This window comes from Pseudomonas putida (assembly GCF_030159595.1).
GTDB classification, from domain to species: domain Bacteria; phylum Pseudomonadota; class Gammaproteobacteria; order Pseudomonadales; family Pseudomonadaceae; genus Aquipseudomonas; species Aquipseudomonas putida_AC.
In genome coordinates, this window is the sequence record NZ_BSKJ01000009.1 from 182682 (window position 1) to 209361 (window position 26680).

The window sequence follows — 26680 nt, forward strand, 5'->3', positions numbered from 1 at the left end:
GCTTCAGCCGTGAAAGGGCCGGTGATGACAACCGATGGCCGTCAGGCAGACTCCCCTTCCACCCTGTCCCGCCCGGCCTGTTTGGCCGCATACACCCCAGCATCCGCCCGCAACAGCAAGGCATCGGCCCCCTCACCCTGCCGCCACCCCGCCACACCAAAACTGGCCGTCACCTTGCCCACGCCGTCCACCGGTACATTGCGCAGCCCATGCCACAACTCCAGCGCCAGGAGCCGCGCCTGCTCGGCATCACTGCCCGGGCACAGCACCATGAACTCCTCTCCGCCTAGCCGGCAGAACACATCCGTACGCCGTAAACGTTGGCCGATACGCTGGCACAGGCTGCGCAGCACACGGTCGCCGACGGCATGGCCAAAGTGATCGTTGATACGCTTGAAATGATCGATGTCGAGCATGATCACTGCCAGCGCCAAGCCATCGCGTTGGGCCCGTTCCAGTTCGACCTTGAGCCGCTCCTGGAAATAACGGCGGTTATGGATACCGGTCAGCGAATCGGTTACCGACAGCGCACGCAACTCTTCCTCCACACCCTTGAGGTCGGAAATGTCCGTCAGATAGCCGTGCCACAGGGTACAGCCCTGCTCGCCCACCTCCGGCGTCGCCTCGCCACGCACCCAGCGCAATCCGGCCCTTGGCAGGCAGACCCGGTACTCTTCACGCCAGGGTGACAGGTGTTCGGCCGAGTAGCGCACCGAACGGCGCACGCGTTCCAGGTCATCGGGGTGAATACGCTCGAACACTGCCGTGGCATCCTCACGCAGCTGCTGCAAGTCGACTTCGTAGATGTCATACAGGCCCATGCTGGCATACGGGAAGCAGGAGTGGCCATCGGCATCCAGGCGATACTGATAGATACCGCCCGGCACCTCGGCGCTGAGTTTTTCCAGCAGCCGGTCGCGCGCCGCCAGCGCCTCGTGTACCCGACGCCGCTCGGTGACATCGATGCAGATGGCCAGGTAGCCAACCCACAGGCCCTGTTCGTCGAGCATGGCGGTGACCAGCATGTTGGCCACCAACTGGCTGCCGTCGGCACGCAACAAGGTCCACTCACCCGGCTCGGCGCCTCGCTCGTGCACCGTTTCTGCAAACAGCGCCTGGCCACCGGCGATATGCCGGCCAAAGCGCAGGCTCAGCGCATGGGCACGCAGGCTTAATTCGTCCGGCAACACCAAGTCCTCCAGACGCAGCTGGCCGATAGCCTCAACGGCCGGGTAACCGAGCATACGCTCGGCACCGGCGTTGAAGGTGCTGACCTCACCCTTGAGGTTGGTGGCGATGATGGCAACCTGGGTCGCGGCCTCCAATACGCTGCGCAGCTGGTTGTGGGTGCCTCGCAAGGACTGCTCGCTGACCCGCAACTCGGCGGTGCGCTGCTCGACCAGGGCCAAGGCACGCTGGCGCTGGCTGAACAGGCTGTAGAGCAAGGCACTGAGCAACAAGCTCAATAACCCACCCAGCAACCCCACCGCCAGCACCGCCGATGAGCGGTTGGCCCGTACAAAGGCCAAGCTCGGGAGGATGCTCAGCTGGAAATGGTGATCGGCCAGGTGCAACAGTTGGTTGCTGCTCAACGACAAAGGCGCGACCTGGTTCTGCGAGTCGAACAACACTTGCGGCCCTTGCACCCCGGACGGGTCAACGATACGCACCACCAGGTTGTCATCCGGCGCCACTGGCCGCCCATCGCTGACCATCTCGCGCATGCTCAACAAGGCCACGACATAGCCCGCTGCTGCACCCTGCGGGTTGGCATCGGAAAACACCGGCGCCACCAGCAGCAAGCCACGCGCATACGAAGGGATATCGTACATGGCCAAGGGTTCGGAAACCGCCATGCTGCCGGGCCCGAGCGCCCGCGCCAAGGCGGCCTGGGGCTCACCCTGCCCGGCAAGATCCAGCCCATGGGGCAGCCCGGGCATTTCACCAGACTGGGTATACAACACAGGGAAGTAATGGTCGCGCAGCGGTGAGGGACGCCACTGGCCTTGTGCATCCTGGTCACGGATCACATAGCCCGGGCCTGAATGCGCACGGGCATGTTCCTCGAACTCGGCGCGTTGCGCGGCTTCGACCCGCGGCGCCCAAGCGTAGGCCAGGGTGCGTTGCAGCAATGGGCGGGCGTAACCGTCAAATTCGTGTGGGGTGACTTCGTTGGAAAAGCTGAAGAAGCGCCGCAGCCCGTCCAGGCGCTGCTGCTGTTCATCAAACCGCTCGGCAATACGGCTGAAGCGTTCGCTGGCCAACAACTCGAAGCGCTGGCGCAATTGCTGCTTGTAGAACGTCTGCGCGGCAAGGACCAGGGCGACCGTCAACAGGCCGCCCGCCACCAAAGCCACCAGCGCCACCGCCCAGGCGGACACCGCTTCCGAGCACAGGCCAAATAACCGTGCACGCACGCCACACTTTGACATACACCCATCTCGTCACGTCAGCGTCCTGCGGATTATCTTGCCCTGCCCAAATTTATAGCTATTGGCCATTAGCCGCGCAATGTACCTCGTCGGCTCAACGCAATTGCAGGCGCCAGGCGCGGTGGATCCGGTTGTTGCGGGCAAAGTCCGGGTCCAGCGTCTGGGCAGTGATTTCCTCCACGGCGTAGCGCGCCATCAGGTGCTCGTCCAGCTGGAACTTGCGGAAGTTGTTGGAGAAGTACAGCACGCCGCCCGGCGCCAGGCGGGCCATGGCCAGGTCCAGCAGTTGAACGTGGTCACGCTGCACATCGAACACGCCTTCCATGCGCTTGGAGTTGGAGAAGGTTGGCGGGTCGATGAAGATCAGGTCATAGCTGTCGCGGTTGCCTTCCAGCCAGGCCATCACATCGCTCTGCTCCAGGCGGTTGCGCTCGGAGTAGCCATTGAGCGCCAGGTTGCGCCGCGCCCAGTCCAGGTAGGTTTTCGACAGGTCGACGCTGGTGGTGCTGCGCGCACCGCCCTTGGCCGCGTGCACAGTCGCCGTGGCGGTGTAGCAGAACAGGTTGAGGAAGCGCTTGCCGGCAGCCTCGCGCTGGATGCGCATGCGCATCGGGCGATGGTCGAGGAACAGCCCGGTGTCGAGGTAGTCGGTGAGGTTGACCAGCAGCTTGACGCCACCTTCGTTCACCTCCTGGAAGCGGCCCTCGGTCGCCTGGCGCTCGTACTGACGCGTGCCGCTCTGGCGCTCGCGGCGCTTGAGCACTACGCGCTGCGGCGAAATGCCCAGCGCCTGCGGAATGGCCGCCAGCGCATCGAGCAGGCGCGCCTGGGCCTTGTCCGGGTCGATCGAACGAGGCGCGGCATACTCCTGCACATGCACCCAGTCATGGTACAGGTCGACAGCCAAGGCGTACTCGGGCATGTCGGCGTCGTACAGGCGGTAGCAGTCGACCTGTTCACGGCGGGCCCATTTGCCCAACTGTTTGAGGTTCTTCTGCAAACGGTTGGCAAACATCTGCGCTCCTTCCGACAGCCGCGCCGGCTCGCTGGCCTGCGGCGCCTGCTGGCGGACTTCGGTGCCTTCAGCCTGAGCCTCGCGGCGCTCGCCCGTGACGAACTGGTCAGGCAGCACCTTGAACAGCAGCAGCTTGCACGGCAAGGCGCCGTTCCAGAACGCGTACTGTTTGTGGCTGCGGATACCCATGCGCTTGCCCAACTGCGGCGCGCCGGTGAACACGGCCGCCTCCCAGCCCATGCAGGCCTGACGTAGGCGTTCGCCCAGGTTCTGATAGAGGTACAGCAGGCTGGCTTCGTCACCCAGGCGCTCGCCATAGGGCGGGTTACTGATGACCAGGCCTTTCTGATTCTGGTCCGGGCGTGGCTCGAAGGTGCTGACTTCACCCTGGTAGATCTTCACCCACTCGCTCAGGCCAGCACGTTCGACGTTGTTGCGGCCCGGCTGGATCAGCCGTGGGTCGGCCTCGTAGCCGCGGATCCACAGGGGGGGCTTGGCCAGGCCGGCCTGCGCCCGCGCCTGCGCCTCGTCGTGCACCTTGCGCCACAGCGCTGGCACATGGCCGAGCCAGGCAGTGAACCCCCAACGCTCACGCTTGAGGTTAGGCGCGATATCGGCAGCGATCATCGCAGCTTCGACCAGGAAGGTGCCCACACCGCACATCGGGTCGGCCAGTGCACCACCTTCGGCGGCGATGCGCGGCCAGCCGGAGCGGATCAGCACGGCTGCCGCCAGGTTTTCTTTCAGGGGCGCAGCGCCTTGCTGCAGGCGGTAGCCACGCTGGTGCAGGCTGTGGCCGGACAGGTCGAGGGAGAGAATGGCCTCGCCACGGTCCAGGCGCAGGTGCACACGCACGTCGGGGTCGATCTTTTCCACCGACGGGCGCAGGCCTTCGCGGTTGCGCAACTTGTCGACGATCGCATCCTTGACCTTCAGCGCACCGAAGTGGGTATTGTCGATGCCCGAGCCATGGCCACTGAACTCCACCGCCAGGGTGCCATCGGCTGCCAGGTGGTCGGCCCAGTCGACTGCATGCACGCCGTCGTAAAGGTCGTCGGCGTTCTTCATGGAGAAGCGCTTGAGCACCAGCAACACCCGGTTGGCCAAGCGTGACCAGACACACAGGCGGTAGGCGGTTTCCATGTCGGCGGTGCCGCGAATGGCCGAGGTGTGCTCACGCACTTCGTCCAGGCCAAGGCCTTTGGCCTCTTCGGCAAGCAGGCCTTCAAGGCCTTTGGGGCAGGTGAGGTAAAGTTCGAAACGGTCCGACATGTGTATTCCAGAGCCTTGGGCTATTTGACTGACGAGGCGACGCATCACCCCGCGATGTTTGCCCGCATGCCTTTCCAGCAGGCGTGCGGGTGGCCCTTCCAGGCACATGAGCATGCTGCGAAAGGCCGGGCCGCCCGACCGATCTGCGCTCGGCCGGGTGGCAAAGACAGCTTAGATCATCAGGCAGTATGAAAAATTCTGGCGATATACGGGCCGATGTGACCCTTCGTCGCATTTCAAATTACTTCTGTCATCCGAAAGCAACGCTGGCGAAATGACGTCAATGTTCAGCAAACCCCGATCATAGCGGGCTTAACGCCAAATAAGGTTGAGTCGCATTTATTTACTTATCCCCTCACCTTAGGAAACGTTACGTGCTTATGACAAATCGATCATTCACACCGTGACTCGCATTCGTTAGAACTGGTCTCAGGCCGCTTCGCAACGAGGCGGCACCTTCAGCTCGCCACGCCGGCAGCGAGCGCAAACCGGCAGAAAGACTCTGCCCGGCCTCGGAGAGGCCGACGGGACATTACAGTCAACAAGTGAGGGCAACACCCTATGAGAAGACTTAAGCGTGATCCGTTGGAAAGAGCATATTCACGTGGCTACCAATACGGGGTCACCGGCAAATCCCGCGAACTTTGCCCCTTCAATCTTCCTTCTGTTCGCCAAGCCTGGATCAACGGCTGGCGTGAAGGTCGCGGTGATAACTGGGACGGAATGACTGGCACCGCTGGCATCCATAGACTCAACGAAAATCACGCCGTTGGCTGAACGAGGACACTGAATTCGAGTCACCATGCGCGCCCTATCCGGGCGGCGGGCTGCGGCCCAGGGGCCCCTTGACGGGGCCCTTTTTTATGCCTGCCGTTTACCCGCGTGGCAATGCCGCAATGGCATCGACCGCTTCACGGATCAACGCTGGCCCTTTGTAGATGAAGCCCGAGTAGATCTGTACCAGGCTCGCACCGGCAGCAATCTTCTCGGCAGCGTGACGGCCTTCGGTAATGCCACCGGCGGCAATGATCGGCAGTTTACCGCCCAGTTCACCTGCCAGCACCTTGACAATATGGGTACTCTTTTCCAGCACAGGCGCACCCGACAGGCCGCCCGCCTCGCCGCCATACGGCAGCCCTTCGACACCTTCACGGCCTAGCGTGGTGTTGGTGGCGATCACCGCATCCATACCCGATTCCATCAGCGCTGCGGCCACCAGCGCGGTTTCTTCGTCACTCATGTCCGGGGCGATCTTGATGGCCAGCGGCACGCGCTTGCCATGGGTAGCAGCCAGCTGCTCACGGCGTACGGCCAAGGCATCGAGCAACTGCTTGAGCGAATCGCCAAACTGCAGGCTGCGCAGTCCCGGGGTGTTCGGCGAGCTGACGTTGACAGTGATGTAGCTGGCGGCGGTGTACACCTTGTCCAGGCAAATCAGGTAGTCATCCACAGCACGCTCGACCGGGGTGTCGAAGTTCTTTCCGATGTTGATGCCCAGCACGCCGTTGTAACGCGAAGCACGCACGCGGCCGAGCAGGTGATCAACGCCCAGGTTATTGAAGCCCATGCGGTTGATGATGGCCGTGGCTTCCGGCAGACGGAACAGCCGTGGCTTGGGATTGCCGGGTTGCGGACGCGGGGTGACAGTGCCGATTTCGACAAAGCCGAAGCCCAGCTGGGCAAAGCCGTCGATGGCCGCGCCGTTCTTGTCCAGACCAGCGGCCAGGCCCACCGGGTTGGCGAAGTTCAAGCCCATGACCGAAACCGGCAATGCCGCCGGCTGCTTGCACAGCATGCCGTTGAGGCCAAGGCGGCCACCGGCACCGATCAGGTCCAGGGACAGGTCGTGGGAGGTTTCCGGAGAAAGCTTGAACAGCAGCTGGCGGGCCAGGGTATACATGGGCGGGCAAGGCTCGGGGTGAGTGAGGGGGCGATTATAGCCAGCCTAGGGCTGGCAGGACAGCAAATCGTGGGTCCGCTGCGCCCCCCCTGCCCCCCTTGGCACATCGGTTGCACCGGTTTGGCTCACAGCCTTATCAGTACAGGCGAGGAACCTTGTGAACACCGTACCCCGAGCAACCCCCCTGGCCTGGGTCAATGGCAGTGACGCGCCAGAAAAGCCAAGCCTGAACATCGGCTACATGGCCCTGACCGACTGCGCCTCGGTGGTGGTCGCCGCCACCCAAGGCTTCGCCCAGCAACACGGCCTTACCCTCAATCTCAAGCGCCAAGGCTCGTGGGCCGGGCTGCGCGACAAGCTGGTCAGCGGCGAGCTGGATGCCGCGCACTGCCTGTATGGCCTGGTCTACGCCGTGCATCTGGGTATCGGTGGCGTACCGGCCAGCGACATGGCGGTGCTCATGGGTCTGAACCAGAACGCGCAGGCCATCAACCTGTCCCCAGCCTTGCAGCGCAAAGGCGTGACCAATCCTGAAGCATTGGCGCGGTTGGTGCACCAGCACGGCGCACGCCTGACCTTCGCCCAGACCTTTCCTACCGGCACCCACGCGATGTGGCTGTATTACTGGCTTGCCAGCCAAGGCATCCACCCGCTACGCGACGTGGACAGCGTGGTGGTGCCGCCGGCACAGATGGCCGCACATGTCCAGGCCGGGCGCATCGACGGTTTCTGTGTAGGCGAGCCCTGGGCCGCCGATGCCGTGGCCAATGGCCAAGGCTTCACCCTCGCCACCAGCCAGTCGATCTGGCCGGACCACCCGGAAAAGGTCCTGGCCTGTGCCCGTGCCTTCGCCGAACAGTACCCCAACAGCGCCCGCGCCCTGATCAAGGCAATCCTCGCCGCCAGCCGGTTCGTCGAGCAAAGCCCGGAGAACCGCCGCAGCACCGCGCAACTGCTCAGCGGCAGCGCCTACCTGGACGCGCCGCTGGAAAGCATCGAGCCACGCCTGATCGGTAACTACCAGGATGGCCTGGGCAACCACTGGCAAGATCCGCATGCCCTGCGCCTGTTCGACAAGGGCCGGGCCAACCTGCCGTACCTGTCCGACGGCATGTGGTTCATGACCCAGTTCCGCCGCTGGGGCCTGCTGCGCGACGACCCCGACTACCTTGGCGTGGCCCGCCAGGTGCAGCAACTGGTGCTGTACAGCGAGGCGGCGCAAAGCCTGGGCGTTGCGTGCCCCGAGCAGCCGATGCGAAGCAGCCTTTTGATCGACGGCACCCGCTGGGACGGCAGCGATCCCTACGGCTATGCCCGCAGTTTCAGCCTGCATGCCTTGGGCGACCTGCCCGATGCCCGCGTCGGCGCGTGAGGGGGACGAACATGTTGCGCATCCTGCTGATCGACGACACCCAGAACAAACTCGGTCGCCTCAAGGCGGCGTTGATCGAGGCCGGTTTCGAGGTGACCGAAGCCCCAGGTCTGACCATCGACCTGCCCGTCTGCGTCGAAACGGTGCGCCCGGATGTGGTGCTGATCGATACCGATTCACCGGACCGCGATGTGATGGAACAAGTGGTGCTGGTCAGCCGCGACCAGCCGCGCCCCATCGTGCTGTTCACCGACGAGCACGATCCCGGGGTGATGCGCCAGGCAATCCAGGCAGGCGTTAGCGCCTACATCGTCGAAGGCATCCATGCCGCCCGTCTACAGCCGATTCTGGATGTGGCCATGGCCCGCTTTGAAAGTGACCAGGCGCTGAAGGCGCAACTGCTGGCGCGCGACCAGCAACTGGCCGAACGCAAGCGCATCGAGCAGGCCAAGGGTTTGCTGATGAAGATGAAGGATTGCAACGAGGAACAGGCCTACACCCTGATGCGCCGCCAGGCCATGAGCCGACAGCAGAAGCTGATCCAGGTGGCCGAACAAATCATAGCCATGCACGAGATGCTGGGCTGACAACGCGCCCACATAAACCAAGTTGGCCCATCTCTTGCTGAACAAACATCACTGGTAGCCAACGGCGGTTGCCCCACTTAAATCCCGACAAAGACGTCGCTCTCCCCTCCACGACCGTGGAGCGGGTAGCGGCGTCTTTTTCGTTCCGTTGCATTGCCGAGTGAGGTGTTCGATGAGTACCAGCTTCTGGAAGTCCGGGCATGTGCCCACGCTGTTCGCCGCGTTCCTGTACTTCGACCTCAGTTTCATGGTCTGGTACCTGCTGGGCCCGCTGGCAGTGCAGATTGCTGCCGACCTGCAACTGAGTGCACAACAACGGGGCCTGATGGTGGCCATGCCAATCCTGGCCGGGGCGATCCTGCGCTTTGCCATGGGCGTGCTGGTCGACCGCCTGTCGCCCAAGACCGCCGGCCTGATCGGCCAGGTGATCGTCATCGTCGCCCTGGCGGCGGCCTGGCACCTGGGTGTGCACAGCTACGAACAGGCGCTGCTGCTGGGCGTGTTCCTCGGCTTTGCCGGTGCTTCGTTCGCCGTGTCGCTGCCTCTGGCTTCACAGTGGTATCCACCGCAACACCAGGGCAAGGCGATGGGCATTGCCGGTGCTGGCAACTCCGGCACGGTGTTCGCCGCCCTCCTGGCCCCGGCACTGGCCGCCGGCTTTGGCTGGAGCAATGTGTTCGGTTTTGCGCTGATTCCGTTGTCGCTGGCGCTGGTGGTGTTCGCCCTGCTGGCGCGCAATGCCCCACAACGGCCCAAGCCGAAAGCCATGGCCGATTACCTCAAGGCCTTGGGCGACCGTGACAGCTGGTGGTTCATGTTCTTCTACAGCGTGACCTTCGGTGGCTTCATCGGCCTGGCCAGCGCCCTGCCCGGCTACTTCAGCGATCAGTACGGCCTGAGCCCGGTCACCGCCGGCTACTACACCGCCGCCTGCGTGTTCGCCGGCAGCCTGATGCGCCCGCTTGGCGGCGCCATGGCCGACCGCTTTGGCGGTATCCGTACGCTGCTGGGCATGTACAGCGTGGCCGCCATCTGCATCGCCGCTGTCGGCTTCAACCTGCCGTCCGCGGCCGCCGCACTGGCGCTGTTCGTCAGTGCCATGCTGGGCCTGGGCGCTGGCAATGGCGCAGTGTTCCAGCTGGTGCCGCAACGTTTCCGCCAGGAGATCGGCGTAATGACCGGCCTGATCGGCATGGCCGGCGGAATCGGGGGTTTCCTGCTGGCGGCCGGGCTTGGCACCATCAAGCAGCACACGGGTGACTACCAACTGGGGTTGTGGCTGTTCGCCAGCCTGGGACTGCTGGCCTGGTTCGGCTTGCATGGCGTGAAACAACGCTGGCGCACCACCTGGGGCTCGGCAGCGGTTACCGCTGCGCGGGTCTGAGGCACGCCAATGAGCCTGCAACTGAGCTTTGCCCACGCCAGCGCCACCGGGCCGCGCGAGGAAAACCAGGACGCCCTTCGCCTGGTGACCCCGGCGCCGGAGCTGGCCGCCAGCAAGGGCTACCTGTTCGCCCTCGCCGACGGCGTCAGCCAATGCGCCGATGGCGGCCTGGCAGCGCGTGCCAGTTTGCAGGCACTGGCGCTGGACTACTACGCCACCCCCGCCACCTGGGGCGTGGCCCAAGCCCTGGACCGCCTGCTGCTGGCACAAAACCGCTGGCTGCGCGCCCAGGGCAGCGGCCAGCCGTTGCTGACCACACTCAGCGCGCTGGTGCTACGTGGCCGGCGCTTCACCCTGGCGCATGTAGGGGATTGCCGGGTTTACCGCTGGCACGCCGGGCGCCTGCAGTGCCTGAGCGAAGACCATGTGTGGGACCAACCGGGCATGCAGCATGTGCTGAAACGTGCGCTGGGCCTGGACCAACACCTGCTGGTGGATTACCTGGAAGGCGAGCTACAGCCAGGCGAGTGCTTCCTGCTGCTCAGCGACGGGGTCTGGGCCAGCCTGGGAGACCAACACATCCAGGCCGTGCTGCGCGAGCAAACCAACCTGCAACAGGCCGTCGACACGCTGGTTGCCAGCGCGCACCTCAATGGCAGCCAGGACAACGCCAGTGCCTTGCTGGTGCAGGTCGAACAGCTGGGCACGACCAACCTGGGTGATACCCTGGCACAATTGCAGCAGTGGCCAGTACCCGCCGCGCTGCGCGAAGGCCAAGTGATCGATGACTGGCGGGCCGAAAGCCTGCTCTCACACAGCCGCCAGTCCTTGCTGTACCGGGTGCGCGACAGCCAAGGCCACCCCTGGCTACTCAAGACCCTCCCTGCCGAACGCGAACAAGCGCCCGGTGCTGCACAGGGGCTGTTGCTCGAAGAGTGGTTCCTGCGCCGGGTTGCGGGCCGACACTTCCCCGAGTTGCATGCTGCCAGCCAGCGGCAACACCTGTACTACGTGATGCGCGAATACCCCGGCCAAAGCCTGGCTGCTCTGCTGGCCGAACACGGCCCACTGCCCCTGCCGCAGTGGCTGGAAATGGCCCGGCAGCTGCTGCAGGCGGTCGGCGTGCTGCACCGGCGCAACCTGCTGCACCGCGACATCAAGCCAGACAACCTGCACCTGGGCAGCGATGGCCAGCTTCGCCTGCTGGATTTCGGCCTGGCCTACTGCCCCGGCCTGTCCGAAGACCCGCTGCACGACGTACCCGGCACGCCCTCGTACATCGCCCCGGAAGCGTTCGACGGCCAACCGCCCAGCCCACGGCAGGATCTATATGCCGTGGGCGTAACGCTGTATCACTTGCTGACCGGGCACTACCCCTATGGCGAGGTGGAAGCCTTCCAGCGCCCGCGCTTCGGCCATCCGGTCAACGCTGCACGCTACCGCCCCGACTTGCCGGAATGGCTGCAACACAACCTGCAGCAAGCGGTGGCCGCCGACCCGACGCAGCGCTTCGAAACGGCCGAACACTGGTTGTTGCTGCTTGAGCGCGGCGACCGCCTGGAACTGCCCAGCAGGGCACGGCCCTTGCTGGAGCGCGAGCCACTGAAGGTATGGCGCACGCTGGCGCTGCTGTCCCTGCTGCTCAACCTGATGCTACTGCTCAGCCTGCTCAAAGGTTGAACACCCCTGCCAATGAGGAATACCTGATGAATGCAAAAGTCTGGCTGGTAGGTGCTGGCCCTGGCGACCCTGAATTGCTCACCCTCAAGGCCGTACGTGCCCTACAGCAAGCCGCCGTGGTGATGATCGACGACCTGGTCAACCCGGCTGTGCTGGAGCATTGCCCGCAGGCCCGGGTGATTGCCGTGGGCAAACGCGGCGGCTGCCGCTCCACGCCACAGGCGTTCATTCAGCGCCTGATGTTGCGCCATGCCCGGCAAGGGCGTTGCGTGGTGCGGCTCAAGGGTGGTGACCCGTGCATTTTCGGTCGCGGCGGTGAAGAAGCGTTGTGGCTGCAGGGGCATGGTATCGAGGTAGAGCTGGTCAATGGCATCACGGCGGGCCTGGCCGGCGCCACGCAGTGCGGGATTTCGCTGACCTCACGCGGGGTAAGCCGGGGGGTGACCCTGGTGACAGCGCATACTCAGGACGACAGTGAACTGAACTGGGCAGCCTTGGCCCAGGGCGGGACGACATTGGTGGTGTACATGGGAGTGGCGCGGCTGGAGCAGGTGCGCCAGGGGCTACTGGAGGGGGGAATGGCGCCGGGGATGCCGGTGGCGATGATCGAAAACGCTTCGCTGCCGCAACAGCGGGAGTGCAGGAGCGATGTGCGGGGGATGGTGGAGGATGCGCTTGGGTTTGGCTTGCGTAGCCCGGCGATTCTGGTGATTGGGGACGTGGTGGGGGAACAGATGGCTCAGGCCCTGGTGGCAGTCGCCGGATAATTTACTGCCTGTGTCGGCCTCGTCGCGGTTTTACCCGCGAAGAGGCCGGCACAAAATTCAGGCAAAGAAAAACCCGGCCGAGGCCGGGTTTTTCATGAAGCATCAGCCAATTACTTGGACTGAGCTTCTACCTGAGCTTCAACGCGACGGTTGACAGCACGGCCTTCTTCGGTGGCGTTGTCAGCAACCGGACGGGTTTCGCCGTAGCCAACCGAGTCAACACGGCTGGATTCTACGCCGTACTGCTGGGTCAGGACTTGCTTGACAGCGTTGGCACGACGCTCGGACAGCTTCTGGTTGTAAGCGTCTGGACCCACGGAGTCAGTGTGACCTTCAACCACGGTGGTGGTTTGTGGGTACTGCTTCATGAAGTCAGCCAGGTTCTTGATGTCGCCGTAGCTGTTTGGCTTGACGACCGACTTGTCGAAGTCGAACTTGACGTCCAGCTCAACACGAACGACTTCGGCAACAGCCGGGCAGCCATCAGCGTCAACGGTAACGTTGGCCGGGGTGTCCGGGCACTTGTCGACGTTGTCGCACACGCCGTCGTTGTCGGAGTCGGAGCAGACTTCAGCAACTGGAGCTGGAGCGGCTTCGGCTTGCTTCGGGCTACCGCCGAAGTTCAGGCCAACACCAACGCTCGGGGCCCACTCGGTGTCGCCCTGGTCGATGTTGTACTGAGCTTCTACGCCGGCACGGGCGTAGAACATGTCGGTGATGTACCACTTGGCGCCAGCGCCAACGTTGGCGAAGGTGGAGTGGTCACGACCGCCACGGCCGGTCTGGCCCAGCGACTGGTGCGAGAAACCAGCGGAAACGTACGGACGGATGGCGTCATACGGGTTGTTGAAGTGGTAAACGGCGTCCAGGGCAGTGTTCGAGCCCTTGATGTTCTTGCCGTCTTCGCCACGAGCGTTGTGAACTTCGTCATAGCCCAGACGCAGTTCAACGTCGTCGGTCAGGAAGTAACCGATCGAACCGCCGAACAGGTTGCCGTCGTTCTTGAAGTCGCGCTGGCTGTCGAAGAATTCTTTCTTGTAGAAGCCTTCGACTTCCACAGCGCCTGTGCCTTGTGCCATAGCGCCAATCGAGGTAGCGGCTACGAGCGAACCAATGGCCAAGCCCAAGGTGTTTTTCAATTTCATCCGTTAAATCCCCATCTGGTGATAGTTAAGCAGTCCCACCACAAACAAGGGGGACAACTCGACGGCAAGTCTAGCAGAACTCGCCGATCCGTTAGAGATATTTGCACGCCACTAAGTTTCATCGAGGCCCGCAAATTTCTCACGAAGCTTGTCTAGCGCGCGCTTGTAACGCATTTTCGTCGCGCTCAGGCCCATGTGCATGATGTCAGCAATTTCCTGAAATTCCAGTTCTGCGACAAAACGCAGCACCAGGATTTCCCGGTCAATCGGATTCACATGCACCAGCCATTTGTCCAGCCCGCCTTTTTCTTCCGGCTTCGGGGCCTTGTCTTCGGACGCCTCTTCAACAGGGTCCAGGCTCAAGGCATCCATCAACCGGCGTTTACGGCGCTCCTTGCGGTACTGGGTAATGCACTCGTTGTAGGTGATGCTATAAAGCCAGGTCTTGAACTTGGACTTGCCCTCGAAGTTCTTCAGGCCGTACAGCACTTTCAGCATCACTTCCTGACAGACATCGTCCGCGTCACGGTCGTTCCCCAGATAACGCGCACAGACGTTGAACAGGGTTCGCTGGTAGCGCCGCATGAGTTCCTCATAGGCGCGGGTAACGTGGTACAGCTCCTCATGCGAACGCGCCACCAACTCTTCGTCGGTGAGCTCGCGGGGGTCATAACGCATGGGCGGCGAATGAACTTTATTCAAAACGGATCTGGCCGACAGTCAGGTCAATGTCGCCGCGCGACCCCGTGGGTCGAATTTCGCGGCGGCATACATTAACAGCTTTTGTGCGGTTAGCGGCTATTCACACGCTGCTCGAGCAGCTCGCGGTTAGACAACGACACCAGTTCGCCATCATCGGTCAGCAGTGTTGTCTTGACCGTGCCGATCTCCTCGATGTGCCCTTCGACCTCTCCAATCCGGACCTGCTGGCCGACCTGGTACAGCTCGCGCACATAAATGCCGGCCAGTATCTGCCCGGCGATTTCGCGGCTGCCAAGGCCCATGGCCAAGGCAACGGCCAGACCAACGGTAATCAGCCCGATGACGATTACATGGTTCAGCAGGTCGGTTTTCACCTCCAGCTGGCTGATGGCCACCGAGATACTGATGATGATCACCAGACCCTGGGTGATACGCCCAAGACCCGCCGAGTATTCCAGGCCAATGCCTTCGGCGGCACCGCGTACCAGGCCGTTGGCCACCTGTGCCAGCAGCACGCCGGCCAGCAACACCAAGGCTGCGCCGAATACCTTCGGCAGGTAGAGGGCGAGCATGTCGAGGGTGGCCGACACCCGCTCAAGGCCAAGCGATTCAGCGGCCGAGACGAGGAAGATGAGCAGCACGAACCAGTAGACGATCTTGCCGATCAGGGTCGAGATCGGCACCTGGATACCGACCCGGCCAAGCATTTTGGTAAGGCCGGTGCCGGCCATCAGGCGGTCCAGGCCAAATTTGGCCAGCAGCTTGGACAGCAGCGTGTCGAGCAACTTGGCCACCACGAAACCGAGCAGCACCACGACCAGCGCGCCGAACAGGTTGGGGATGAAGTTCGCTACCTTGGTCCAAAGGGCGGTCATCGCGGCGACCAGGCTCTGGGTCCAGAGATCGAGTTCCATATTCAATCGGCCTTATCTGCTTTGCTGCCGGTGGCAGCGTTGCGGGAAGAGTGTCGACGCACCGGCGCGACATGCGCCGAGCCATTATTGACGGCAATCAGCAGCGCCTGGCTCCAACGGCCAAGCAGGCTGAACAGATCACCCGCGCCAACCTGGCGGTTGGCGGTTTTCAGCACGCGACCCAGGCAGGCAGCGTCATCCCGGTCATCCCGGTCATTGCCGGAGGGTGACGCCTTGAGCAGGTCACGCAGGGATTCTTCAAACGGATCGTGCATGGGCACCTCGCGCAGTGTCAGCAAGAGACGAGATGGCCGGGCAATGGGTCACACATCTGATTGGGACGAATGTTTCAAAAAGACCCCCTAGACCCATCGCAACCGCCGGAACATCCACCACTGCCCCACCGCCAGCCCCAGCACGACAATGCAGGCGAACAGGAAGCCATAAGGGTTTTCTGCCCCCGGGATACCGCCCACGTTGATGCCCAACAGCCCGGTGATGAAGCTCATGGGCAGGAAGATGCAGGTGATGATGCCAAAGCGGTACATGGTGCGGTTCATCCGCTCGCTGCGCCGGCGGTCTTCGCTTTCCAGCACCAGCGCGGCACGCTCGCGGGTCAGTTCCAGTTCTTCGAGGTAGCGGATCAGGCTGTTGTTCAGCTCGTTCCAGTAATCGGCATCGGCATCGGCAAACCAGCTCCATTTGCTGCGCGACAGCTGGGCGTAGATGTCACGCTGCGGCGCCAGGAATCGCCTCAAGCCCGCTGCACGGCGACGGATCTGCTGCAGGCTGCCGTTCTCCGGGGTATACCGTTCGTCGGCTTCGACCTTTTCTTCTTCCAGGTCGACCAGTTCGGACAGGTCACTGACCAGACCCTGAACCTTTTCGGTGAGCAGCTCGCCCATCAGCAGCAACAGTTCGGACGCCGATTTCGGCCCCCTGCCCTGCTCCAGCAACTGAAGGATCTCGTCACTGGCGCGCAACGGCCGCAAACGCAGCGATATGACCCGCTGCGCCTGGGCGAAGATTCGCACAGAGACCATGTCTTCGGGCTCTGCGCCCGGGTTGAGGTTGACACCGCGCAAAAACAGCAACAGCTGCTCATCAGCCATGGGCAGCAGGCGTGGCCGGGTGTTTTCTTCCAGCAGCAGCTCGCAGGCGAACTCGCTCAGGCCGCTGTCATGCAGCAGCCAGGTACGGGTTTGCGGATGGCTGCGATCCCAGTGCAGCCAAAGGCTCTGCTCCGGTTGCAGTTGCAGGCCGTCCAGTTCGGTACGGGCAATCGAGCGCGCGCCGCCTTTACCATCGAGCACCAGGGCATGCACCAGCCCCCACTGCGCGTTGTCTTCCTCGAACATCAAAGCTCCATCAGCGCGTGCGGCGCATCACGCCGGCATTTTCAGCGGGCTTGGCGAGACCAGCACGCCATTGTTGTCGGCATAGACATACTCGCCCGGGCGGAAGGTTACCCCGGCGAAGGTCACTGCCACGTTGAGGTCGCCGATACCGCGCTTGTCGGTTTTCATCGGGTGGCTGGCCAAAGCCTGCACGCCGACGTCGGTCTGGATCAGCACGTCGACGTCACGCACGCAGCCGTAGATCACCAGGCCTTCCCAACCGTTTTTGGCGGCCTTTTCGGCGAGCATGTCACCCAGTAGCGCACGGCGCAGCGAGCCACCGCCATCGACTACCAGGACCTTGCCCTTGCCGTCGAGTTCGACCTGCTCCTTGACCAGCGAATTGTCCTCGAAGCACTTGATGGTGACGATCTGGCCACCGAACGAATCGCGGCCGCCGAAATTGCTGAACATCGGTTCCAGCACATGCACCAGGTCAGGGTAGGCGTCACACAGGTCGGGCGTTACGTAATGCTGCATGGGAAGCTCCTGTCAGTCACAACGAAAGCGGATATCGGCCAAGGCTACACCTTGGAGGCAGTCGCAGTCACCAAGGACCAGGCGGTCATCTTTTGCCTGTGCCGGCCCTTTCGCGGGCAAGCCCGCTCCCACAGGGATATCACAAGGCTTAAGTGCTGTGAAATCCCTGTGGGAGCGGGCTTGCCCGCGAAAGGGCCGGCACAGGCAATGCAAGATCAACTGACTGGCAAAGGCTCCACCGCCACCGTGGATTCATGCACCGGCAGCAACGGGTCACGCAACCAGCGCTCCACCAACGGCCACACCTGCACCTGCGCGGCCTTGCTCACCAACATGTCGACATGCCCAAAAGCGTCGAAGCCTTCCTCATGCCCCAGCCGCAGGAACTGCTTGCGCTCGCCCCCCAGCTGCTCGAACAGTTTGCGGCAGGCCCACACCGGGTCCTGGAAGTCCCCCGCGCCGGCCACCGCCAGCAGCGGCACATCCACCTCTGCCAGCCCCGCCCACCAGTCGTTCTGCTTGTCGCCAAAGCGCCCGAACAGGCCATGCCAGCGCATGCTTTCCAAAGCCAGGCCAATCGGCTCGTCCTCAGGCCCACGCTTGAAGCGCGGCCCGGATATCTGCCCCCAGCGTTTGAGCACCTGCTTCGCGCCCCAGGCCAGCGGTGGCACTTTCAACGGCCAATAAACGCGGCTGATCTGGGTGCCGAACAGCGCCACGCTGGCCACCTGCCCTGCAGCCAGAAAACCACCGCCCAGCGCTGCCACAAGGGTGGTGCCGCCCAAGGAATGGCCAACCCAGTGCGGCGCCTGGCCCGACTGCTCCTGCACGAACGCGTTGATCAGCGGCAGGTCATCACGGGCATAGGCGGCAACGCTGTTGTGCTGCCAGGCGTGGTTGCGCGGCGACAGGCCGTGGCCACGCATTTCCGGTATCCACACATCGAAACCCGCACGGGCGAGATAAGCGCCCAGACCAACCCCTTTGGGCGAATACCAGAAACGCCGGTTGGAAAAACTGCCGTGCAGGAGAATGACCGGCACGCCCTGAGGCGGGTCCTGATCGGCCAGCCCCAGACGGGTGATGGCCAGCTCGACGCTGGGATCAGGGCCGTTACCTGCCTTGATCCGGTAAACGTCTTCGCTGAGGTCGCCGCGGCGCTCGGCACTGAGCAGGGCCACGGGAAATAGAGTGCTGCTGCTTTGCATAAGGTTGCTTGGTGCACAAAAAAGGGCGGGATCCATTGCTGGAACTCGCCCTGGAAAAAACCAGGCGGGGGTACGCCAGACGTCCCCCCGCGTTTTACCGCATCAGGCCGCGCCTTGGCCTTCGGCCAGGAAGAACCACGTTTCGAGTACCGAGTCCGGATTCAGCGACACGCTTTCGATGCCTTGCTCCATCAGCCATTTGGCCAGGTCCGGGTGGTCCGAAGGGCCCTGACCGCAGATGCCGATGTACTTGCCGGCCTTGTTGCACGCGGCGATGGCGTTGGCCAGCAGCTTCTTCACGGCCGGGTTACGCTCGTCGAACAGGTGGGCGATGATGCCCGAGTCCCGGTCCAGGCCCAGGGTCAGCTGGGTCAGGTCGTTCGAACCAATGGAGAAGCCATCGAAGTACTCGAGGAACTCTTCGGCCAGGATGGCGTTGGACGGCAGCTCGCACATCATGATCACGCGCAGGCCGTTGTCGCCACGCGCCAAACCGTTTTCAGCCAGCAGGTCGACGACCTGGCTGGCCTCGCCCAAGGTACGCACGAACGGCACCATGATTTCGACGTTGGTCAGGCCCATTTCATTGCGCACGCGCTTCAGCGCACGGCATTCGAGCTCGAAGCAGTCACGGAACGATTCGCTGATATAGCGCGAAGCGCCACGGAAGCCCAGCATCGGGTTTTCTTCTTCCGGCTCGTACAGCTTGCCGCCGATCAGGTTGGCGTACTCGTTGGACTTGAAGTCCGACAGGCGCACGATGACTTTTTTCGGGTAGAAGGCGGCGGCCAGGGTGCTGATGCCCTCGACCAGCTTCTCGACATAGAAACCGACCGGGTCGTTGTAGCCGGCAATGCGCTTGTCGACGCTGTCTTTGAGCTCGGGTGGCAAGCCTGCATAGTTCAGCAGTGCCTTGGGGTGCACGCCGATCATGCGGTTGATGATGAACTCCAGGCGCGCCAGGCCGACACCGGCGTTGGGCAACTGGGCGAAGTCGAAAGCACGGTCCGGGTTGCCGACGTTCATCATGATCTTGAACGGCAGCTCCGGCATGGCGTCGACCGAGTTCTGCTTGATGTCAAAGCCCAGCTCGCCTTCGAAGATGAAGCCGGTGTCGCCTTCAGCGCAGGACACGGTCACACCCTGGCCATCTTTCAGCACCTGGGTGGCATTGCCGCAACCGACCACCGCCGGGATACCCAGCTCGCGGGCGATGATCGCCGCGTGGCAGGTACGCCCGCCACGGTTGGTGACGATGGCACTGGCGCGCTTCATTACCGGTTCCCAGTCCGGGTCGGTCATGTCGGAAACCAGTACGTCGCCCGGCTGGACTTTGTCCATTTCCGAGACGTCGTTGATCACGCGAACCTTGCCTGCGCCGATGCGCTGGCCGATGGCGCGGCCTTCGACCAGTACGGTGCCCTTCTCTTTGAGCAGGTAGCGCTCCATGACGTTGGCGCTGGAGCGGCTCTTCACGGTTTCAGGGCGCGCCTGAACGATGTACAGCTTACCGTCGTCGCCATCTTTGGCCCACTCGATGTCCATCGGGCGCTGGTAGTGCTGCTCGATGATCATGGCCTGCTTGGCCAGCTCGCTGACTTCGGCATCGCTCAGGCAGAAGCGTGCGCGCTCGGCGCGGTCCACTTCCACGGTCTTGACCGAACGGCCGGCCTTGGCTTCTTCGCCATAGACCATCTTGATGGCCTTGCTGCCCAGGTTGCGGCGCAGGATGGCCGGGCGGCCGGCCTGCAGGGTGTTCTTGTGGACGTAGAATTCGTCAGGGTTGACCGCACCCTGCACCACGGTTTCGCCCAGGCCGTAGGCGCCGGTGATGAACACCACGTCGCGGAAGCCCGATTCGGTGTCGAGGGTGAACATCACGCCGGCAGTGCCGGTTTCGGAGCGGACCATGCGCTGCACACCGGCAGACAGGGCGACCAGCTTGTGGTCGAAGCCCTGGTGCACGCGGTAGGCGATGGCGCGGTCGTTGAACAGCGAGGCGAACACTTCCTTGGCCGCGCGGATCACGTTGTCGACGCCACGGATGTTGAGGAAGGTTTCCTGCTGGCCGGCGAACGAGGCGTCCGGCAGGTCTTCGGCGGTGGCCGACGAGCGCACGGCAACGGCCATGTTGTCGTTGCCGGCGGCCATTTCGGCGAAGGCGGTTCGGATTTCCGAATCAAGACGCGCCGGGAACTCGGCTTCCATGACCCACTGGCGAATCTGCGCGCCGGTCTTGGTCAGGGCGTTGATGTCATCCACATCGAGCGCGTCGAGCGCGGCATGAATCTTGTCGTTCAGGCCACTTTGCTCAAGGAAGTCGCGGTACGCCTGAGCCGTAGTGGCAAAGCCGCCCGGCACCGATACACCAGCACCTGCAAGGTTGCTGATCATCTCGCCCAGGGATGCGTTCTTGCCCCCCACATGCTCCACATCATGGACGCCGAGCTTATCGAGGGAAACTACGTACTCTACCAAGGTGATCTCTCCACTAACTGTGTTGGAAAAGCTCAAAAAGGCGCCCGCCTGTCATCTGTGACTTGGCCGGGCGTTTGTGGCCTGTACCTGGAAAATAAGTGAGAATGCCGACAGCCGCATTCGGCAAACCGAACTTATCATATCCAAGAATCGTCATCAGCTTAAGGCCCAGATCGCAAATGAAACGAACCGCGTTCTTCATCTCCGACGGCACCGGTATCACTGCCGAAACCCTGGGCCAGAGTTTGCTCGCGCAATTCGAGAGCATTCCGTTCAACAAATTCACCCGTCCGTACATCGATTCGCCAGACAAAGCGCGGACCATGGTCCAGCAAATCAACGCCGCCGCTGAGCGAGATGGCGTGCGCCCGATCATCTTCGACACCATCGTCAACCAGGACATCCGAGAGATCCTGGCGACGTCGAATGGCTTCATGATCGACATTTTTTCCTCGTTTTTATCCCCGCTCGAGCAGGAATTGACTGCCCATTCGTCGTATTCCGTTGGCAAGTCGCACTCGATTGGCGGCAATTCCAACTACATGGAACGCATCGAAGCGGTGAATTTCGCCCTCGACAACGACGATGGCGCGCGCACCCACTACTACGACAAGGCCGACTTGATCCTGGTGGGTGTATCACGCTGTGGCAAGACCCCGACCTGCCTGTACATGGCCATGCAGTTCGGCATCCGTGCCGCCAACTACCCGCTGACCGAAGACGACATGGAGCGCCTGCAACTGCCAGCAGTGCTGAAAAAGCACCACAACAAGCTGTTCGGCCTGACCATCGACCCCGATCGCCTCACCGCCATCCGCCACGAACGCAAGCCCAACAGCCGCTATTCCAGCTTTGCCCAGTGCGAGTTCGAAGTGCGCGAGGTAGAGAGCCTGTTCCGCCGCGAGAACATACCCAACATCAATTCCACGCATTTTTCGGTGGAGGAGATTTCGGCGAAGATTCTGGTGGAAAAAGGCGTGGAGCGCAGGTTCAAGTAAGCCCGCGAAGAGGCCGGCACAGACATAAAAAAAAGCCCCGGCATCTCTGCCGGGGCGTTTCACTTCAGCTCAAGCTCAGGACGGCACCACCGCCGCCTGCCCGCTCATGGCCAGGTCGACCAGCTCGCGGTTGGCCACCGCATACATCGCATAGTCGGTGCCCGTGGCATTGCGCAGGTCGTCCAGCATGGCGCGCCAGCGTTCCACCATCACCCGGTGCTGCTCGGCCCACAGCGCCACGCGGGCGTCCATGTCTTCCGGTGCATCGGCCATCTGCAGTACCGAGATGGTGATTGCCCGTTGCTGCAGGTCAATGTCATCGCGGAACGCTTCGCGGGCCAAGGCCTGCCAGTTGTTTTCCACCGGCAGGTTGCTGATTTCCTGCAGGTACCAGGTCAGGTCCAGCGCGCTGCCCACGGCGAAGAACGCCTTGGCCACCTGCGCCGGCTCATGGCCGGTGACGTCGGCGGCTTCGATAATCGGCAGCAGGGTGTACAAGTGGCTGGTACCAGCCACCATGCGCGCCAGCAGCTCTGGCACACCGGCCTCGACAAAGCCCTGGTAGCGAACCATCCAGCGTTCGCGGGTCGGGCCTTCGAGCAGCTCGTCCAGCTTGAGCCCCAGTTGCGCGATCTTCGGCCCGAAGTGCGCGGTATCGCGCCCGGCATCCTGCTCGTTACGGCGACTACGCAGGAACCACCGGGTGGCACGGCGGCCCAGGCGCATCAGCTCGTCCATCAGGGTGAGCTGGACTTCCGCCGGCACCTGGTAATCCAGGGCCTCGATCTGGCGGAACCAGTGCGGCAGGTGGAAGATGTCGCGCACGATCACATAGGCCCCGGCCACGTTGGCCGGGCTCATGCCGGTCGACTCCTTCAGCCGCTGGACGAAGGTGATGCCCATGTTGTTGACCAGGTCGTTGGCGATCTGGGTGCTGACGATTTCGCGCTTCAGGCGGTGGCGGCGCATGGAGTCGGCGAACTTGTTGACCAGCGACGGCGGGAACGCGGTTTCCATGTCGCGGGTCAGGTAGTCGTCATCCGGTACCAGCGACTTGAGCAGCTGTTCCTTGAGGTCGATCTTGCTGTACGAGATCAGCACCGACAACTCGGCGCGGGTCAAGCCTTGGCCGGCGGCCAGGCGTTCGGCCAGTTGCTCTTCGGACGGCAGGAACTCGATGGCGCGGTCCAGCTTGCCACGGGCTTCCAGGTCGGCCATCAGGCGCTTGTACTCGGCAATCCGCTCGCGGGCGCGGCGGGCGGCCAGCGACAGCGCCTGGGTCTGCTTGTAGTTGTTGCCCAACACCAGGTTGCCGACTTCGTCGGTCATGCTGCCCAGCAGCTGGTTACGCTGCTTCTCGGTCATGTCGCCACCCTGCACCACTTCGTTGAGCAGGATCTTGATGTTGACCTCGTGGTCGGAGCAGTCCACGCCGCCGGCGTTGTCGATGAAGTCGGTGTTGGTGGCGCCGCCGTTCAGGCCGAACTCCACCCGGCCAAGCTGGGTCATGCCCAGGTTGCCGCCCTCGCCCACCACCTTGCAGCGCAGTTCGTTGCCGTTGACCCGCAACGCATCGTTGGCCTTGTCGCCGACATCGGCGTGGCTTTCGCTGCTGGCCTTCACATAGGTGCCGATGCCGCCGTTCCACAGCAGGTCTACGGGCGCCTTGAGCAGCGCGTTTAGCAGCTCGGTGGGCGTCAGGCGGTCGGCTTCGATGGCGAAGCGCTCTTTCATCTGCGGGCTGATGGCAATGCTCTTGGCGCTGCGTGGGAAGATGCCGCCGCCTTCAGACATGATGCTGGTGTCGTAGTCGCTCCAGGCCGAACGCGGCAGGTCGAACAGGCGCTTGCGCTCGGCAAAGCTGGTCGCCGGCTCCGGGTTGGGGTCGATGAAGATGTGCAGGTGGTTGAATGCGGCCACCAGTTGCAGCTTGTCGGACATCAGCAGGCCGTTGCCGAATACGTCGCCGGCCATGTCGCCCACGCCGATGACGGTAATCGGGTCTTCCTGCACGTTGATGCCGCGCTCACGGAAGTGGCGTTGCACACCCACCCAGGCGCCGCGTGCGGTAATGCCCATCTTCTTGTGGTCGTAACCGGCCGAACCGCCCGAGGCAAAGGCGTCGCCCAGCCAGAAGCCGTAGTCGATGGCAATGCCGTTGGCGATGTCGGAGAAGGTTGCGGTGCCCTTGTCGGCCGCCACCACCAGGTACGGGTCGTCATCGTCGTGGCGTACCACGTTGGCCGGCGGCACCACGCCACCGTCCTTGAGGTTGTCGGTGATGTCGAGCAGGCCGGAAATGAAGATGCGGTAGCACGCCACGCCTTCGGCGGCGATCTCGTCCCGGCTACCGCCCAGTGGCAGGCGGCGCGGCAGGAAGCCACCCTTGGCGCCGACCGGCACGATGACCGAGTTCTTCACCTGCTGGGCTTTGACCAGGCCCAGCACTTCGGTGCGGAAGTCTTCTTCACGGTCGGACCAGCGCAAGCCGCCACGAGCAACGTTGCCAAAGCGCAGGTGCACGCCTTCGACGCGCGGCGAGTAGACGAAGATTTCGAACTTGGGCACCGGCTTGGGCAGCTCGGGAATCAGCTTGGGGTTGAACTTGAAGCTGAAGTACGACTTGTTCTGGCCGTTCGCATCCGGCTGATAGAAGTTGGTGCGCAGGGTGGCCTTGATGAGGTCAAGGTAGCGGCGCAGGATGCGGTCTTCGTTGAGCACCTGCACGTCGTCCAGCGCGGTCAGGATCGCTTGCTCCAGGCGCAGCTGTTTGTCATCCAGGTCGTCCTGGGTGAGCTTGCGCGCCAGGTAGAAGCGGGTCTTGAACAACCGGGTCAGCTCGCGGGCGATGTCGGTGTGGTTGTTCAGGGTGCTGGCGATGTAACCCAGGTCGAAGCCCAGGCGGATTTGCTTGAGGTAACGGGCGTAGGCACGCAGCAGCGCCACGTCACGCCATGGCAGGCCGGCGGTGAGCACCAGGCGGTTGAAGGCATCGTTCTCGGCATCGCCGCGCACGATGTGGATGAAGGCGTCCTGCAGGGTGTCGTTGAGCTGCTGGATATCCAGGCTCAGGCCTTCGCTGTAGGTGAAGGCGAAATCGTGGATCCAGTACTCGCGGCCATTGGCATGGCGCAAGCGGTACGGGAACTCGCCCAGCACGCGCAGGCCAAGGTTTTCCAGGATCGGCAGCACGTCGGACAACGCCAGTGGCGTATCGGCGTGGTACAGCTTGCAGTGCAGGATGCGCTCGCCCACCTGGGTCAGCGGCTGGTAGAAGCTCATCGCCAGCGGCTTGCTTTCCGACAGGTTCAGCACATGTTGCAGGTCGACCACTGCCGAGTGCGCGGCGAAGCGCTCGCGGTAGCCGGCCGGGAAACCTTTGGGGAAGTCGGCGAGGATGTTGGTGCCCTGGGCTTCGCCGAAGTTTTCCACCACCAGCGCCGAGTAGTCGTCATGCCACGAGCGGCAGGCCTGGATCACTTCGCGTTCCAGCTGCTGCGGGTCGATGTCGATGCGGTTTTTCGGGTCTACCCGCAGAATCAGTTGCACACGGGCCAGCACCGATTCGGAGAAGAACGTCCAGAACTCGCAGTCGCTGGCCTTCAGGCGTTCCATCAGCACTTGCTGGATCTTCTGCCGCACTTCGGTGGAGTAGATTTCCCGCGGCACATAGGCCAGGCAGTAGCAGAAGCGGCCGTACGGGTCCTTGCGCAGGAACACGCGGATCTTGTTGCGCTCCTGAATCTGCACGATCGCCATGACGGTAGTGAACAGCTCGTCGACCGGCGTCTGGAACAGGTCGTCGCGCGGCAGCACTTCCAGCACCTGGGCCAGTTCCTTGCCCAGGTGGGCCTTGGGATCGAAGCCCGAGCGACGCTCGACTTCGGCTACCTTGACGCGAATGTAAGGGATGGCATGCACGCTTTCGCCATACACCGACGAGGTGTACAGGCCCATGAAGCGGTGTTCTTTGATGACCTTGCCGTCGGCGTCCAGTTGGCGGATCGACACATAGTCCGGGTAGGCCGGGCGGTGCACGCGACTGGGCAGCGCGGCCTTGGCGAACGACAGCAGCAGCGGCTCGTTGAGGTAGGCCACGGCGTAGTCTTCGATACGCAGCTCTTCGGCCGTCAGGCCCACGCGCAGGCGGCGCGGCAAGCCGAGGAACGACTGCTCGTCGTAGACCATCTGGCCGCCGTCGGTGCCGCCCTTGACGGTGAATTCTTCATAGCCCAGGAAGGTGAAATGGTTGTCCAACAGCCATTCCAGGAAGGCCTTGACCTCGCCTTTTTCGTGTTGCGCCGGGCCAAAGGCAGTCTGTTCCACCTGCGCCACCACTTCACGCAGCTTGGCCTTCATCGGTTCGAAGTCGGCCACTGCCACCCGTACCTCGGCCAGCACCTGCTCGATCTCGCGGGTCAGCACGGTCAGTTCGGCGGCATTGGCGCAACGGTCGATCTCCAGGTACATCAGCGACTCATGGCGCACGCCCTCGCCCTGGGTCCCCTTGGGCAGCAGCTCCAGCAGCTCGCCTTTGGCGCCACGGCGCACGCTGAGCACGGTGGTTTGCAGGGTATGGATGCTGTAGCCGCGGCGGTTGAGCTCGGTGCGTACCGAGTCGACCAGGAACGGCAGGTCATGGTGCAGCACCTCGACCACGGTATGGGTCGACTGCCAGCCATTGCGTTCGTAATCGGGGTTGTACACCCGCACTTGCGGGTATTCGGGGTCGAAACGCTCGATGATACGCCAGGCTGACAGGGTGCAGCCGGCCAGGTCGGAAAGCCTGCGCTGGGTGAGTTCGTCCAGAGAGATGATGCCGAAGAACTGCTCGGCGAACAGCGCCACTTGTGGCAGGGACTGCTCGCTGATGTGCTGCGCCAGGGCCGCTTGCAGTTGATGCTGGAAGTCGGCTTTGCTGGCTGCGGTGAAGAACGCCATCTGTGGTA

Annotated in this window: 19 protein-coding genes; 7 read left to right on the forward strand and 12 right to left on the reverse strand. The window is 63.0% G+C overall.

The features are described from left to right. Nucleotides 1-41 precede the first annotated feature (41 nt). Together QQL85_RS20320 and rlmKL are read right to left on the reverse strand one after the other, a co-directional pair. The gene (locus QQL85_RS20320; protein WP_284356524.1) at nt 42-2432 is read right to left on the reverse strand and encodes a sensor domain-containing diguanylate cyclase; all 2391 of its coding nucleotides are present in this window, start codon (nt 2430-2432) and stop codon (nt 42-44) included. A gap of 94 nt (nt 2433-2526) precedes the next feature. Further along, entirely contained in the window at nt 2527-4719 is a 2193-nt protein-coding gene (gene rlmKL / locus QQL85_RS20325) for a bifunctional 23S rRNA (guanine(2069)-N(7))-methyltransferase RlmK/23S rRNA (guanine(2445)-N(2))-methyltransferase RlmL (protein WP_284356525.1), read from the reverse strand. A gap of 561 nt (nt 4720-5280) precedes the next feature. Here rlmKL and rmf point away from each other — a divergent pair. Next, nucleotides 5281-5496 (forward strand): ribosome modulation factor, encoded by a 216-nt coding sequence (gene rmf / locus QQL85_RS20330; protein ID WP_003248687.1) that lies wholly within the window; start codon nt 5281-5283, stop codon nt 5494-5496. A gap of 97 nt (nt 5497-5593) precedes the next feature. Here rmf and QQL85_RS20335 read toward each other — a convergent pair whose 3' ends face one another. Next, nucleotides 5594-6619, reverse strand: coding sequence for a quinone-dependent dihydroorotate dehydrogenase (locus QQL85_RS20335; RefSeq protein WP_284356526.1), 1026 nt, complete (start codon nt 6617-6619; stop codon nt 5594-5596). Nucleotides 6620-6776: 157 nt separating this feature from the next. On the opposite strand from QQL85_RS20335, the gene QQL85_RS20340 reads away from it, so the two are divergent. The 5 genes from QQL85_RS20340 (at nt 6777) to cobA (ending at nt 12409) form a co-directional block, all read left to right on the forward strand. Further along, nucleotides 6777-7991 (forward strand): CmpA/NrtA family ABC transporter substrate-binding protein, encoded by a 1215-nt coding sequence (locus QQL85_RS20340; RefSeq protein ID WP_284356527.1) that lies wholly within the window; start codon nt 6777-6779, stop codon nt 7989-7991. A gap of 11 nt (nt 7992-8002) precedes the next feature. Further along, on the forward strand, nt 8003-8578 hold the full coding sequence (locus QQL85_RS20345) for an ANTAR domain-containing response regulator (protein WP_284356528.1): 576 nt from the start codon (nt 8003-8005) through the stop codon (nt 8576-8578). A 172-nt stretch (nt 8579-8750) separates the two neighbouring features. Further along, on the forward strand, nt 8751-9962 hold the full coding sequence (locus QQL85_RS20350; RefSeq protein WP_284356529.1) for a nitrate/nitrite transporter: 1212 nt from the start codon (nt 8751-8753) through the stop codon (nt 9960-9962). 9 nt (nt 9963-9971) lie between these two features. Continuing rightward, on the forward strand, nt 9972-11642 hold the full coding sequence (locus QQL85_RS20355; RefSeq protein WP_284356530.1) for a bifunctional protein-serine/threonine kinase/phosphatase: 1671 nt from the start codon (nt 9972-9974) through the stop codon (nt 11640-11642). Between the two features lie 26 nt (nt 11643-11668). Then, nucleotides 11669-12409: a uroporphyrinogen-III C-methyltransferase gene (cobA, locus tag QQL85_RS20360; protein ID WP_284356531.1), complete on the forward strand. Its 741-nt coding sequence runs from the start codon at nt 11669-11671 to the stop codon at nt 12407-12409. Nucleotides 12410-12519: 110 nt separating this feature from the next. Here the strand turns inward: cobA and QQL85_RS20365 are convergent, their stop codons facing one another. The 8 genes from QQL85_RS20365 to ppsA all read right to left on the reverse strand — a co-directional run bounded on the left by QQL85_RS20365 (nt 12520) and on the right by ppsA (nt 20733). Then, nucleotides 12520-13554, reverse strand: a complete 1035-nt coding sequence (locus tag QQL85_RS20365; protein ID WP_264362370.1) for an OmpA family protein — start codon at nt 13552-13554, stop codon at nt 12520-12522. A gap of 111 nt (nt 13555-13665) precedes the next feature. Then, nucleotides 13666-14232: an RNA polymerase sigma factor SigX gene (gene sigX, locus QQL85_RS20370; protein ID WP_003248665.1), complete on the reverse strand. Its 567-nt coding sequence runs from the start codon at nt 14230-14232 to the stop codon at nt 13666-13668. A gap of 113 nt (nt 14233-14345) precedes the next feature. After that, nucleotides 14346-15170: a mechanosensitive ion channel family protein gene (locus QQL85_RS20375; RefSeq protein WP_284356532.1), complete on the reverse strand. Its 825-nt coding sequence runs from the start codon at nt 15168-15170 to the stop codon at nt 14346-14348. Nucleotides 15171-15172: 2 nt separating this feature from the next. Then, a complete protein-coding gene (locus tag QQL85_RS20380; protein ID WP_014591816.1) occupies nt 15173-15445 on the reverse strand; it encodes a hypothetical protein in 273 nt (90 codons plus the stop codon). 87 nt (nt 15446-15532) lie between these two features. Next, nucleotides 15533-16528 carry a zinc transporter ZntB gene (locus QQL85_RS20385; RefSeq protein WP_284356533.1) on the reverse strand — a complete coding sequence of 332 codons (996 nt, stop codon included), beginning with the start codon at nt 16526-16528 and terminating at the stop codon, nt 15533-15535. A gap of 27 nt (nt 16529-16555) precedes the next feature. Next, on the reverse strand, nt 16556-17047 hold the full coding sequence (gene rraA, locus QQL85_RS20390; RefSeq protein WP_284356534.1) for a ribonuclease E activity regulator RraA: 492 nt from the start codon (nt 17045-17047) through the stop codon (nt 16556-16558). Nucleotides 17048-17262: 215 nt separating this feature from the next. Continuing rightward, nucleotides 17263-18291, reverse strand: coding sequence for an alpha/beta fold hydrolase (locus QQL85_RS20395; protein ID WP_284356535.1), 1029 nt, complete (start codon nt 18289-18291; stop codon nt 17263-17265). 66 nt (nt 18292-18357) lie between these two features. Further along, complete coding sequence (gene ppsA / locus QQL85_RS20400; RefSeq protein WP_284356536.1) at nt 18358-20733, reverse strand: phosphoenolpyruvate synthase; 2376 nt, start codon at nt 20731-20733, stop codon at nt 18358-18360. Nucleotides 20734-20912: 179 nt separating this feature from the next. Between ppsA and ppsR the strand changes: the two genes are divergently transcribed. After that, complete coding sequence (gene ppsR, locus QQL85_RS20405; RefSeq protein ID WP_012271263.1) at nt 20913-21731, forward strand: posphoenolpyruvate synthetase regulatory kinase/phosphorylase PpsR; 819 nt, start codon at nt 20913-20915, stop codon at nt 21729-21731. A gap of 75 nt (nt 21732-21806) precedes the next feature. Here ppsR and QQL85_RS20410 read toward each other — a convergent pair whose 3' ends face one another. Beyond that, nucleotides 21807-26672, reverse strand: coding sequence for an NAD-glutamate dehydrogenase (locus QQL85_RS20410; RefSeq protein WP_284356537.1), 4866 nt, complete (start codon nt 26670-26672; stop codon nt 21807-21809). Nucleotides 26673-26680: the final 8 nt, after the last annotated feature.

Excerpts from the sequence above, each read along its gene's own strand:
- cobA (WP_284356531.1), top strand. The coding sequence starts at position 11,669 with ATGAATGCAAAAGTCTGGCTGGTAGGTGCTGGCCCTGGCGACCCTGAA.
- rlmKL (WP_284356525.1), bottom strand. The coding sequence starts at position 4,719 with ATGTCGGACCGTTTCGAACTTTACCTCACCTGCCCCAAAGGCCTTGAA.
- ppsR (WP_012271263.1), top strand. The coding sequence starts at position 20,913 with ATGAAACGAACCGCGTTCTTCATCTCCGACGGCACCGGTATCACTGCC.
- QQL85_RS20355 (WP_284356530.1), top strand. The coding sequence starts at position 9,972 with ATGAGCCTGCAACTGAGCTTTGCCCACGCCAGCGCCACCGGGCCGCGC.
- QQL85_RS20380 (WP_014591816.1), bottom strand. The coding sequence starts at position 15,445 with ATGCACGATCCGTTTGAAGAATCCCTGCGTGACCTGCTCAAGGCGTCA.
- sigX (WP_003248665.1), bottom strand. The coding sequence starts at position 14,232 with ATGCGTTATGACCCCCGCGAGCTCACCGACGAAGAGTTGGTGGCGCGT.
- QQL85_RS20335 (WP_284356526.1), bottom strand. The coding sequence starts at position 6,619 with ATGTATACCCTGGCCCGCCAGCTGCTGTTCAAGCTTTCTCCGGAAACC.
- QQL85_RS20365 (WP_264362370.1), bottom strand. The coding sequence starts at position 13,554 with ATGAAATTGAAAAACACCTTGGGCTTGGCCATTGGTTCGCTCGTAGCC.
- QQL85_RS20375 (WP_284356532.1), bottom strand. The coding sequence starts at position 15,170 with ATGGAACTCGATCTCTGGACCCAGAGCCTGGTCGCCGCGATGACCGCC.
- rraA (WP_284356534.1), bottom strand. The coding sequence starts at position 17,047 with ATGCAGCATTACGTAACGCCCGACCTGTGTGACGCCTACCCTGACCTG.
- QQL85_RS20385 (WP_284356533.1), bottom strand. The coding sequence starts at position 16,528 with ATGTTCGAGGAAGACAACGCGCAGTGGGGGCTGGTGCATGCCCTGGTG.
- rmf (WP_003248687.1), top strand. The coding sequence starts at position 5,281 with ATGAGAAGACTTAAGCGTGATCCGTTGGAAAGAGCATATTCACGTGGC.
- QQL85_RS20350 (WP_284356529.1), top strand. The coding sequence starts at position 8,751 with ATGAGTACCAGCTTCTGGAAGTCCGGGCATGTGCCCACGCTGTTCGCC.
- QQL85_RS20395 (WP_284356535.1), bottom strand. The coding sequence starts at position 18,291 with ATGGATCCCGCCCTTTTTTGTGCACCAAGCAACCTTATGCAAAGCAGC.
- QQL85_RS20320 (WP_284356524.1), bottom strand. The coding sequence starts at position 2,432 with ATGTCAAAGTGTGGCGTGCGTGCACGGTTATTTGGCCTGTGCTCGGAA.
- QQL85_RS20410 (WP_284356537.1), bottom strand. The coding sequence starts at position 26,672 with ATGGCGTTCTTCACCGCAGCCAGCAAAGCCGACTTCCAGCATCAACTG.
- QQL85_RS20345 (WP_284356528.1), top strand. The coding sequence starts at position 8,003 with ATGTTGCGCATCCTGCTGATCGACGACACCCAGAACAAACTCGGTCGC.